At 36.9% G+C, this 12,466-nt stretch carries 6 protein-coding genes and 1 pseudogene; 6 read left to right on the top strand and 1 reads right to left on the bottom strand.

The window, feature by feature from the left end; genetic code table 11:
* Nucleotides 1-823: 823 nt before the first annotated feature.
* Nucleotides 824-1,522, bottom strand: a complete 699-nt coding sequence (locus CEF13_RS20145; RefSeq protein WP_102713369.1) for an AraC family transcriptional regulator — start codon at nucleotides 1,520-1,522, stop codon at nucleotides 824-826.
* A gap of 119 nt (nucleotides 1,523-1,641) precedes the next feature.
* Here CEF13_RS20145 and CEF13_RS20140 point away from each other — a divergent pair, with 119 nt between their 5' ends.
* The 6 genes and pseudogenes from CEF13_RS20140 to CEF13_RS20115 all read left to right on the top strand — a co-directional run bounded on the left by CEF13_RS20140 (nucleotide 1,642) and on the right by CEF13_RS20115 (nucleotide 12,393).
* Nucleotides 1,642-3,348, top strand: a complete 1,707-nt coding sequence (locus CEF13_RS20140) for a glycoside hydrolase family 2 protein (RefSeq protein WP_102713367.1) — start codon at nucleotides 1,642-1,644, stop codon at nucleotides 3,346-3,348.
* A gap of 167 nt (nucleotides 3,349-3,515) precedes the next feature.
* On the top strand, nucleotides 3,516-3,776 hold the full coding sequence (locus CEF13_RS20135) for a hypothetical protein (RefSeq protein ID WP_208414278.1): 261 nt from the start codon (nucleotides 3,516-3,518) through the stop codon (nucleotides 3,774-3,776).
* 336 nt (nucleotides 3,777-4,112) lie between these two features.
* A pseudogene (locus CEF13_RS29720) lies at nucleotides 4,113-4,627 on the top strand (tyrosine-type recombinase/integrase).
* Nucleotides 4,628-4,870: 243 nt separating this feature from the next.
* A complete protein-coding gene (locus CEF13_RS20125; protein ID WP_102713365.1) occupies nucleotides 4,871-9,823 on the top strand; it encodes a hypothetical protein in 4,953 nt (1,650 codons plus the stop codon).
* 644 nt (nucleotides 9,824-10,467) lie between these two features.
* A complete protein-coding gene (locus tag CEF13_RS20120; protein ID WP_102713363.1) occupies nucleotides 10,468-11,349 on the top strand; it encodes a glycerol kinase in 882 nt (293 codons plus the stop codon).
* A 60-nt stretch (nucleotides 11,350-11,409) separates the two neighbouring features.
* On the top strand, nucleotides 11,410-12,393 hold the full coding sequence (locus CEF13_RS20115) for a restriction endonuclease (protein ID WP_243864277.1): 984 nt from the start codon (nucleotides 11,410-11,412) through the stop codon (nucleotides 12,391-12,393).
* The last annotated feature ends 73 nt before the right edge of the window (nucleotides 12,394-12,466 follow it).

Here is a 12,466-nt window from a genome sequence, read left to right as displayed (position 1 = left end):
AAGTCAATGTAAACACTACTACATCATGTCTGCGATCAGCACTCAAGCCATGTGGAGTGTGTGGTAAGGATATATCGGGAGGTGTAAAGAATTAATAGACCCCTGATATTACCAATAAAGCCGTGCTAAAAATCGAATAAAGTCGTGATAAATTCATCGAATCGCTAAATGGAGCACGTTGTAAACTCAGATCCAAGTGAATTCCGCTGAGCCGACCGATTTTCAGGATTTCCTCCTGCTTTTCGCTCGGTTTTTTTATCTTTCTTTTCCTCAGCCCATCCTCGCCTCATCACCCAAATCCATTTTTATCAGGTAATTTTTCTCTCTCTTTTTTTACTTGCATAACATCAAGGATCTTGCGCCACGACTGCATTAAAAGGCTTTACTCGGATCTTTAATCGATCATTTTAATCAGCTATTCGCTTCAAACCAAAGCATAATCACATGTCTTTCTCATCAAGCTTTAATGGCTCATTTTATGCTCCGTTAACCTTCTGGCTCCGCGGCAGGCTTCGTAGTGAAGAAAAAGGCGAGAGAAGGGCTGAGATGCCTTACTGGGCGTGGGATTGCGGCGATTGAAGCGAGAGGGGGCGGGATCTTCGGATATTAGGCTTTTACCTGTGTTTGTAGCAAGAGTTTATTCAGATTATTAATAAAGTTGTAGAAAAGTTGGGTCAAAATTGAGGAAATGACCGTTTTGTAGCAAGGGTTTATTCTTATTGAACAGGAGGATATGTTAGAAGAGTACAAAATCAAATAAGCCTGCACTCCATACCAATGATTTTGTTAAAGTGATTACCGATTATCCGGGGTGAGGCCAAGCCTAACGATCCGATTTGTTCATTGTTCGAAAGCGAGCAGGAGCGATCCCATTCCAATCGCGAAACATTTTGCCAAAATGAAATTCATCTGCAAATCCGCAAGCGTCCGCGATCGCTTTCATTGGCTCATCCGTCAGCAACAGCAACGTTTTTGCTTGCTCATTCCGAACCTTACAAAGCTTTGCCTGTTGGAAAGCTTTCATATAAGGATTGTGCGACGTCGTATCCGTATCCTTCATGAAATAAATCAATCGAGACAGCACATATTGGAATTCTGCTTGCCGATCATGGGGTTCAGTTCCTTTAATCGACCAAATGCGTGTGAACTGCGATTCGATCCAATCCGACTGCTCTGGTGAGTATACCTTATAAAAAGGTATATTCAGCGAGTCAACAGGGACGGGCTTCAGCCAGTGATTATGCTCGTAGGGAATATTGAGCACATCAAAAAGGAGCATGCGAATGCATAATGGCTTGTCCATAGAGGAAACCATCGTCAATGTAAATCCATATTTCAAATACAATAAATCACCCGCCTGCACGTGCAGCGGTTCTTCCTCCACTCCATGAAGAAATTCGCCTTCGCCGCTATGAATCAAGTACAAGGAATGGACGTCCGTCGTATTGCGAATATCCTTCCATCCGGGAACAGGAGGCTTCTCATAAGATAGCCGATGATGGTAAATACGATGGTTATTCAAGGTGAAGGATCACCATCCTTGTAGCGATTTTGACAAATAGTGAAGAGGTTTATCCATTCAATTGTGCTCTTCTTTTATGATACGCTTTACGAAGCATACATAAAAGGGGCTTGTTTATTGTGATACGTACTTTTCAGCAGCATAGTTTGCGTCCTACGAGGCTTTTGAATGGATTATGGGATTTTATAACGGACCCTGACAATAAAGGTATTCAAGAGGGATGGGCCTCTCAATTTCCTGAAGGTTCGCGGAAGCATGTCGTGCCCTCCTGTTGGAATAATGAATTGGGCACTTATGATTATATTGGCGCGGCCTGGTACCGTACTTATTTTGATAATGTGCAAGAAGCGAATATTCGTCTGGTCTTCGAAGGCATTCTCCATCATGCAGATGTGTACGTGGATGGTCAGCATATAGGGTACCATTTTGGCGGATTTACACAATTCTCACTCCTTCTGCCGCAGCTTGCTCAAGGAAAGCATGAGCTCGTTATTCGAGTGGATAATACGGTGGACTGGCAAACGCTGCCGACGGACATTGCGGACTGGCATTCTTATGGGGGGATTATCCGCTCTGTCGAGCTGCAGGAGCTGCCTGATGTGTACATAAACTCGATGAAAATTAATTATCAATTGAAGGATGACTCAGCGGATATTCAATTGCAAATTGAGCTCCATTCACTTAGCAAGGGAGAATGTCGGGTTGAGGTGAGTGCCTTCACGGAGGGGCTTTCACTTTCTGCCTCTTATGTGCAGGTTGCTGCCGGTCAGGCTGTGAGTTTGACGCTTCAGGGGAGCCTTGAGGAGATTCGTAGATGGGAAGTAGGTGAGCCTGCGCTTTATACATTTACCGTTCAAGCGGGGGAAGATGACCTCATAGACCGTACAGGGTTCCGCACGGTTGAGGTGCGGGGCAACGATATTCTGTTGAATGGCAAAAAGCTATACCTCCAAGGCGTGAACCGGCATGAGGAGCATCCCGAGTGGGGATTTGCTTTCCCGCCGAAGCTGATGCTGAAGGATCTTGATATTTTGACCGACATGGGCTGCAATATCGTGCGCGGATCGCATTATCCGCAGAGCCAGTTCTGGATCGATTTGCTCGATGAGCACGGGATGCTGCTCTGGAGCGAGATTCCGATGTGGGGCTGTTTTATGAGTAGAGAAACACTGGCAAGCCCTATCTTCATAGAGCGTGGCGTCAAGATGCTGGATGAAATGATCTCCCGAGATTATCATCATCCGTCCATCATTTTCTGGGGAGCCCACAACGAAATTGATACGCGGACAGAAGAAGCGCTCGAGCTGACGAGAACTTTCGTAGGCAAAATTCGCAGTATGGATAGCAGCAGACTCGTCACCTACGCGACTATGCATCCGGAGCAGGATATTGTGCTGTCCTATTTCGATGTTATCGGTATTAATAAATACTACGGCTGGTATGAAGGCAGCGTGGATGGATTCAGCAGGATGCTGGAGAACTACTACATTCATGCCGAGAAGCAAGGCGCAGGCGGCAAGCCTGTCATCATGAGCGAGTTCGGCGCAGCGGGTATATTCGGAGATGCGGGCTGGGAGCCGCGCTTATTTAGCGAAGACTATCAGGCGGATGTGGTAACGCGTGCGTTGCAGATATTCCGCGACGACCCTCGCATCGCTGGCACGCTTATCTGGCATTTCGCCGACATTCGCGTCGATGTGCGAAGCGACCGGCCTTACTTCCGCGATCGTGCGCGGAGCTTTAATAATAAAGGATTGCTGAGCGAGTATCGCAAGCCGAAATTGGCTTATCGGTTAGTGAAGGAGATTTATCGGTCTGATCGGTAAGAGGAAGAGAGCAATAGAGTAAAGGAGTAAGGGAGTGGGGACTCATCCTAGTGGGATGGGTCCCTTTTTCTGTGCTATAACGTTGATATCTCCGCCATTAGCTTGGCACCTTGTGAACTGATCACGCATCTGATATATAGAAGTTTAATAGAATCAAGGTGATCGGATTGGCTGGATTAAAAGCTCTTCGTCAACCTGACTTAGTGTTGATCACTTGGACAAGAATCCCCCTTGTTCCCGGCTCTGCACGCCGAATCATTGCTGTTCGTGTGATCGGCAGCGCTGAGCCCTGCAAAGCTACTTTGGTAACGAATGGATTGCTTATCACAGCTTTGAACTGTCTGTTAGACGATTTTAAAAATCGTTTACAAGAAGAAAAAATCAAATGTGAGCGGTTATTTGTTGCTGCAGCGTTTTTGGAATATTAATGTGGGGAGGAGCGGCGGAGCTGCTCCTTTTTCTTATGACGAAGTGTATTATGAATTGCGACAGCTAGAAAACAAAAGGCCTGCTAGCTTCCTTTGACAAGTTTTAAATTTATTTTAAATTGGCTTCAGGTGAAGGATAGGTATCGCAGTTCGAAAATATCCATTAAAGAAAGAACTTAACAAAATGCACAATGCGTTAAGTTGGAGATATGCTTACTGAAAGTTGGAAAAACTATGTATTTAACATTTTGAATATATTGTATAATTAATCTAATTAAATTGAATAAGAGGTGGCCTATAATCAGAACATCTTTAGGAGCGAATACCGTTCAACCAATCAGGGACTAAATTAAGAGAGATAAAAGAATTGCTGAACCGTCGATCTTACCGAGACTATTTTTTATGAGTATTAATTCGGACCTAAGAATTAGTGATATTCTACCGCTACGTGTGAGGGATGTGAAATGGGCTACGCATTTAATGGTGCGTGAGAAAAAAACTAGAAATACTCGTCGTATATTAATAACTGAAACGCTTAAAATGAACTGGAAAAGTACTGTTATTCATTGGACGATTATGATTATTTATTTCCTTCTCGAAAGGGAGACAATCCGATTAGTCGGGTGCAGGCATGGAACATTATTAGCGCCGTAGCACGAGAGGTCGGCATCCAAGATTCGATAGGGACACATACCATGAGAAAGACCTTCGGTTATCACTTTTATCAAAAGTATAAGGATTTAGCTTTGCTTCAACAAATTTTAGGCCATTCATCACAATCCGTGACAATGCGATATATCGGTCTAACAGATGACATGATTGATCAGTCTATGAGAAACTTTGCTTTGTGAAAATAACTAATGTCTTAAAGCTGTTAAATAAATATATGGTACATACGTAATAGATTAACCGCGATTAGCAAATTAGAAACTAACCGCATTATTTTCAATACCTTCGGAAAGACATGATATCCTAAAGCTATCTAACGCGATTTAATAAATCCTTACTAGCAATTTTTTTTTGAACAGTTTGCTTTTTTCAGAAAATAAACTAGTTATGTTTAAAATTAAAAAACAATAGAATAGGTGATGAAAATGGCGTTAGCTGAAATTATGGATCTGACAGTTGCATGTCTAAGTTTCCCAAGTTTACCTACTGATATGGTTTGGAGAGACAACTTGCTTGATACAATTGAATCGTTATTCGAAGATGGACATCAGAATGTTATATTGGAGGCTAAGGAGGGTTTTGGAAAAACTATATTTCTGGGACAACTTGCTACAAGACATCCGAATAAAACTTTGTCTTTATTTATAAGACCAAATAACATGTATGGGTATGATCCTAGTATTATTAAGTATGATTTATGTAATCAGTTACAATGGATTCTTTATAAAGAAGAAATAAAAGATTTCAGCAATGTAGATGATACAGCATTGAAAATGAAACTTTTTGAATTACATAAAAGGCTTAGAAGAAACAAAGACAGATTTTTTTTCATAATCGATGGTTTAGAAGATATTCCAAAAGAGAATGAGTATATTAAAGAGTTAATTATAGAGATGTTACCGCTTGGTTATGAATCATTTAAATTTGTCTTTGCAAGTAAGAATGGATCCATAATTAAACTGCTAGATAATAAAGTAGAGACAAAAGGTTTCCCGTTGTCTGGTTTTTCTATTGATGAAACAAAATTATTGTATCACAACAATAGCATTACAGAAGACTCAATAAAAGAATTACATAAAATATGCAAGGGTATCCCGGGAAAGTTATCTGCTGTTAAAAGGAACATAAACTCAGGTCTAGATACTGAAAGAATCATTTTTGAATTACACAATCAGTTTGTTGATTTATATGAGCTAGAGTGGAGACAGATTGATGAGACGAATGATAAATTAATTGAGTTATTATCTATTACAGCACTCGATAGAAAGCTTAATGATATTAGTTTCTATTCAAAGTTATTAGATATTGATGCAAAGGTAATTGAAGGTTTCATAGATTCTATTTCCTTTTTAGAATTGAATAATAGTAAGCAAGTTACTTTTTTATCGGAAGAGATTCAGAAGTTTGCAGCTAAAAAACTAGCGCATAACAAACAACACGTTCATGATCTTTTAATTTCATTTTTTCTTAATGATCCGGAAAGTGATTTATCGATTGAATATTTACCTAATTATCTGGAATATGCAGGTAGATTTGAAGATTTTCTTAACTACTTATCACCTGAGCTGTTCGAGAAAATGCTAGTTCAAGCTCAGAGCATATATACAGTTCAACACAAGACAGATATTGCAATAAAAGCTGCAGATAATCTTTCAAGGGATGGGGATTTAATTAGATTTTGTTTGAGCAAATCTCTAATCAAGCAAAATAACCAGCCTAAGATATGGATCTCTGAAATTGAAGCAAGAATGTTACTAAATGATTACGACAGAGCTGTGGCTTTGACCCAAACGACTAACTTATTAGACGAAAGACTACATATGCTTACAATAATAGCAAAAATAAAAAAAGAGCAAGGATTAACTCCGGATTTCGAGATTTTGGAAGAGATAAAAAATCTCTACAATAGAATTGATTATAAACAGCTAGGGGAAAAAGCAGTAGTAATAGCCTCAAATTTACTTTATTGCTTTCCTGACTTGGCAATTGAGTTAATGGAGAAATTAACTGGAGGAAAATCAGGTAAAAGAGAAAACGAACTTGATTGGGCATTGGCTACTCTTTCATTAGCAGCTATTAGTACAAAGGTTGAATCTGATTCTAATCTTGAATTTACAGAAACTATTAAAGATATTAGAAGTAAAATTAAGAATCCAGAGGTAAAAAAATTCTCCACAGAAGCGGCCTTGTTGATAAGCGATTACTCTGCAAAAGAAGTGTTAGGAGAAGTTCAAAAATTAGAATCAAACACTGACCAACTTTATTTCTTAGGACACTGGGCAAAAGGGGGGAAATTCAAAGATGGAGCGGAGGACGTGCTTGAATATGCTTTGAATTTAACACTAAACAAAGCAGCGTATGCTCCAAATGCTCTGATATATCTAAACATTTCACAATTAATTAAACATATTGATGATGTATCTAAAAAGAAAAGTTATATCAATATATTTGATAGCCAAAAAAAGAATATTGAAAAATCAGGACCTACTGAAGATTACATATCATTACAGTTAATTTTAGCAGAGAATGAGAAATACTATGATGAGAATCATGCTTACCAAAGATTAATGGAAATTTATTTCTACATCTCCGAGATAGAGGATATTGAAACAAAAACTAGTGGGTTTGCAATGTTGTATATGGGAATAGCAAAAATAGATTTAGATAATGTATTAGAAGAAAAAGAAGGAATAAATACTGTTGTAAGGTCTGACTTAAACGGTGTTCTAGATAATCTATTACAAGGAACAGCAGATCAGATTCACCATCTAAAAACTTTTATTAATCAGTTTTCAAAAGTTGACATGGAATTTATATTGAACATAATTGAAAAAATTAATACAGAAATTAATAGAAATGCAGCCTACTCTTTGTGTATTCAATCTTTACTTGAAGAGAGGATAAGCGCTGTAAATATTAAGATAATTACAGATATAATCACTAAGATTACTGATCATGATTTAATAAATGAGGCAATATATGATGTAATTCATGTAGCAGCAGAAAAGGTAGAGGAAATAGATGATGATATCTTGTCAAAATTAATGTCTATATTTGATAGGGTAAGTTGGATAACAGAAGCAGAGATAAGATGTGATGCATGTTGTGAATTAATTAAAATTTTCAAATCTAATCTAAAATATAAAGTGTTCAATGAGAAAATACAAGAAGAGTTAAGACATACATGGGATAATATAGATATCGGTTGGAGAAAAATAGACATTGGTTTTAAAATTATTAGCGAACTATCTCATCATTCATTAGAACTTGCTAAAGAATATCTGGAATTGACTGAAGCATTCAGAGAAAATACTTTGTTAGATGATCCAAAAGGATCATGGACTTTTATTTCAACTTTACGACTTGTTATTCGTAGCTTTTCAGGTTTGCTTAAAGAAAAGTTTGATGTAAAGCCTGATTTTGAACGAATTAGCTTTTTAATAAAGACAATTCCTTCTAGTGGTGAAAAGGCAAGGTTATATTCAGAATTAGCAGTTTCATTTTTCCTATCAGGAAGAATTGAAGAAGGTAAATTAGTAGTTCGTGATTTTGTGAAGAAGAATGTAGAGCAAATTGCAGAAAATGATCGGCGTTATAAATATTTTATTATTAGCAACATATGCGTTTCACTTTATTTGGCACACAAATTAACAGCATTTGAAGTAATAGACGAGCTTCCGTCTCTTGAAAAAGACGTAGCTTATTTAAAGATTTGTGAGTATATTATGAGAAAATTATCTCCAACTCAACCGTTTGATGAGGTGTATGCTCAGACATTTAAATTAAACTATGAAGAGATTATAGATATATGTGAATTGCTGGAGAAAATTACCCACGATACAATCGTATATGATGTTATTAAAACAATATCATTTAGCTTGACTACTAAAGAATCAAACTCATTAATTTCAAAACAACAGAATTCAAGTATAATACAAAAATTACAGCAGTTAATTAGTGATAAATTTCCAAATCCAAGACATATTACACACGAAGGCTATAAAATCGCGTCTCTTGCATATGTATGGAGAATGGATAGAAACAAATCAATGAAATACTGGAATGATTTGGTTATAATGGCTAGGGATATTCCTAATACATCTGATAAAGCATTAGTGATTTCAATCTTATTAGGATGTTTAAATAGAAAAGAGTTTAATAACCAAAGTGATATATTGATTGAATTGGAGGGGATTGTAAGTAATATCCCAACCATGCTGGATAAAATTCAATCATATGAATCAATTTCAAATATTCTAATAGATATAGATTCTACGATGAGTAAGAAGTATTTAAAAAAGGCTATGGAGTTAACATTGAAAAAAGAGGACGAAGAGATTAATTCTGCTCAGAAAAGAATTATTGATTTTGCTCATAGAATTGATCCGGAACTTGCTAATTCTTTGGTTTCTTTAACAGATGATGACACTGCGAGAAAAAGTATTAATAAGAAACTTAATGAGCAATTGGGTGTGTTAGAACTAAGGAAGAAAATGCTCGAGAAAAAGAAGGAAAATAAACCCGAAGAAAATGGATACTCGAGGGAACAGTATGTAAAAGCATCATATAGGCTATTAGCGTCACTAAATGCTGGTAGGGTTGAAACAGTAAATTTCGAGAGTACAAAGGAGTATTTGTTATTAGCATCTAGTATTTTATTCGACAAATCATACACAACATATTCTTGGATTATTGAAAATGCAGTTAAGAGGTATTCAAATACAAACCACGCTATTACTTATTTGAGGCCAATTCTTGAATCGTGTTTAATTGCTGCTGAGGTTTCTTTAAAACTATCGAGTAGAAATACAAAACAACTTAAACTATTAAAGATAAATACAATAAAGGCAAATGACGAAAGTTTATTTATTAAGTCTGGTGAAAGAGAAGTAGCAATACAATATATTCGAGATTGGCTAGAAAAAGAGTTAAGCGACTATATAAAGATTTGTGACCCATACTTCGGCGTTGAGGATTTGGAGATATTACAATTAATTCGAACCGTAAATCCTGATTGTTATATTGAGATTCTTACAAGCGTTAAACACCACGAAAAAGTTGAGAAACCTTGGGAGAGTACCTATAAGAATTACTGGAGGATTCATCTTTCAGATCAAGATCCACCAGACACCAAAGTGGTAATAACAGGGACAAAGTCTAAAGGGGTTTTACCAATTCATGATCGTTGGTGGATTACAAAAAACTCTGGCGTAAGAGTAGGGACTTCATTTAATTCAATTGGAAAAAGAGAATCGGAAATATCTATATTAACGAAAAATGAGGTAGAAATTAGAGAAAAAGAAATGGATAAATATTTGAATATGGTTGAAAAAGAACATGAAGGTGAGAGGCTACAGTACTCAATTTTCAATTTATAAGGTTATGATAGTTTTCATCCTCATACCTCGGAAGCACCGATTGTGATCTCAAAAGTCTTTGTGAGTAGTCAGATGTGATGAGAAATATAACGGATAACTATATTTCTGTGTTCTTCTGCTAGCACACTCAATAAAGAGGTTGTTTTATTCTACGAATGAAACGAAGGACTGTATTAAAAGATAACTGAGTTTTTTGAAAAAAGCCAACACCAAATTATCAATAAGGTGTTGGTTTTTTTATGTTCGATATGCATTGCAGCAAAAGTCTAATATACGATCAATGCATCTGTTGCACTCTTTATATCGTATGCAAAGTAATGACAAAGGACATTAAGAAGGCTAAATGGAGAATAAGGTTGAGACGTATGCGAGATTATAGCAGCGTCTTTTTCTTTTCATGCTTTACTATTGAGTATTGAGATTTAATAATTCACAAAGAAGGACTATTGTACTATTTTGTCGAAATCTACCAAAGTTAATTATTTCCGTTTAGTGTTAATACATGGCGCTTAAGAAATTTCAATAGTTTACTTTAGTTAGTCATAAACAGTCCTAAGAAAAAATAATGAAACTCGACTATGAGCAGTAAACATAGCTACCACATTTAATTTGAACTGGAAGAGTCAATCAACTAGGAGGATCAGATGAGCGAGAAACAAATATCAACGACAGCATTAGCAAAAGAACTGGGGTTACAAGCAAAGCACCTGTTTCAATCTTTAACGGATGCAGGATGCATTCTAAGAGAAAACGAGGCTTGGGTATTAACCAATAAAGGTGTCGAGATGGGGGAAACAATGAAGAGTCATCCACAGCATGGTACCTATATAGCGTGGGATGGAAAGATAAAAGAATATCTTTCAGAAATTGGTGGCTCTGATAAATTATTGAGTGCAATTACACTGAGTAAGCATTTTAATATATCAAAGTTTAGAATTAACCCAATCTTATCAGAGCTTGGAATGGTTCAAAAAAATGTAAAAGGTTGGACAGTAACAAAGCTTGGAGAAAGCCTAGGTGGAAAACAATTTGAATATGAGCAAACGGGAGTCCCTTATGTTTGTTGGGATTCAAGTATACTAACAAACAAAAGACTTCTCGAGACCTTCCAGTCCGTTCAAGGAACACCTGCGGAAGATATTAAAGAAGATAAGCTACCTTCTAGTTCTAATTTTCGTGATAAGTTTGAGGCAAAGCATCGTGCAGCCGATGGACACTATGTTCGTTCTCGAGCAGAAATGTTAATTGATAATTGGCTGTATATGTCGGAAATCGTCCATGCCTATGAACGGAGATTACCAGTGGAAGAAGAGATTTATTGTGATTTCTATCTTCCTGTTGGAAAAGTATATATTGAGTTTTGGGGTCTAGAAAACGATGAAAGATATGCAGAACGAAAAAAAGAGAAGATAAAGGTCTATTCAAAATATGGATTTAATTTAATAGAACTTGTTGATAGCGATATCCAAAACCTTGATGATCTCTTACCCAAGAAGCTTTTAAAGTTCGGAATTCAAGCGTACTAAGAATAATATATTAAATATTTATTGATTTTATATAACTTTACTTAATAAGGAGTATTCCTGTTGAATAACGAATTAGCTCAATTAATGAATCAAAGTTTATTAGCTCCATTAATCTTTATATTCATGTGCATCCTCTTCTTCTTATTTCTAGGGGCAGTGTTGTATTACAGATTCCTCAGCCCTTGGATACCAGAAAAGCTTGCGAGCTTAGTTGGGTTTGCTGGATCTGCTTATATTTTAATAACCTGTGCAAATCAATATGAAAAAATAAAAAGCTTAGTTGCTTCTTGGAATGTGATAGCTATGATTATGATCATGTTTTTCTTGATAGTCACGCTTGGCGTTGTTATACGTTTAATTCCAAGTAAAAAGAAAAAGAGAGATAGGAAAACAAATCGGAAATCAAATAACAGTATTAAATCTCAACGACTGCATTCAAAGCTAAGTAGACCGGACCAAGAGATTTTAAGCAGCTCATTAGAAAGTATGTCTGGTGCTGAATTTGAACGAATACTCGCCCTCTATTTCCGCGATCAAGGATTTACGGTTCTTGAAGTCGGTATTGGTGGCAAGGATGGTGGTGTAGATCTTGTCATCATTGATCAGAGAGGTGAGAAAACAGCTGTACAGGCCAAGTGTTATGCAAATCACAATCTAATTGGCGTACAGGTTGTTCGAGAACTGGTCGGAGCTAAGCGAAACCATGATTGTATTCTTAGCCTTCTTATCACAACATCAGATCTAACAGGCCCAGCTAGAACAGAGGCGGAGAAGTTTAAAGTTGATTATTGGCACGGAGGAATAATTGAACAAAAATTAAAAACATGGGGCAAATGGAAACCGGGGAATAAGGAGTCTAAGAAAATACCTAAAACCATGAAATCCACAATTTCTGAATTACAGACAACTCAAAAACAACTAGCTGTGTCATCAGAATCTACTTGCACGTGTGGAGCTCCAATGATAAAAAGAAAGAGCAGAGAAGGTAGGGAATTCTGGGGTTGTACTTCATTTCCTAAATGTAGGAATACAAGATCAATATAGATAGATTCTATTTTTTACCGGTGATACACTTAAAGTCAGGAAAAGACGCCATATCTTGATTAAAGCCCAACAC

The organism is Paenibacillus castaneae (assembly GCF_002884445.1).
Classification (GTDB): Bacteria; Bacillota; Bacilli; order Paenibacillales; family Paenibacillaceae; genus Pristimantibacillus; species Pristimantibacillus castaneae.
The sequence above is the reverse complement of the archived record's forward strand: the minus strand, read 5'-3'. Positions and strand labels throughout refer to the sequence as shown.

Coding starts and splice junctions, on each gene's coding strand:
- CEF13_RS20125 (WP_102713365.1), top strand. CDS start 4,871: ATGGCGTTAGCTGAAATTATGGATCTGACAGTTGCATGTCTAAGTTTC.
- CEF13_RS20120 (WP_102713363.1), top strand. CDS start 10,468: ATGAGCGAGAAACAAATATCAACGACAGCATTAGCAAAAGAACTGGGG.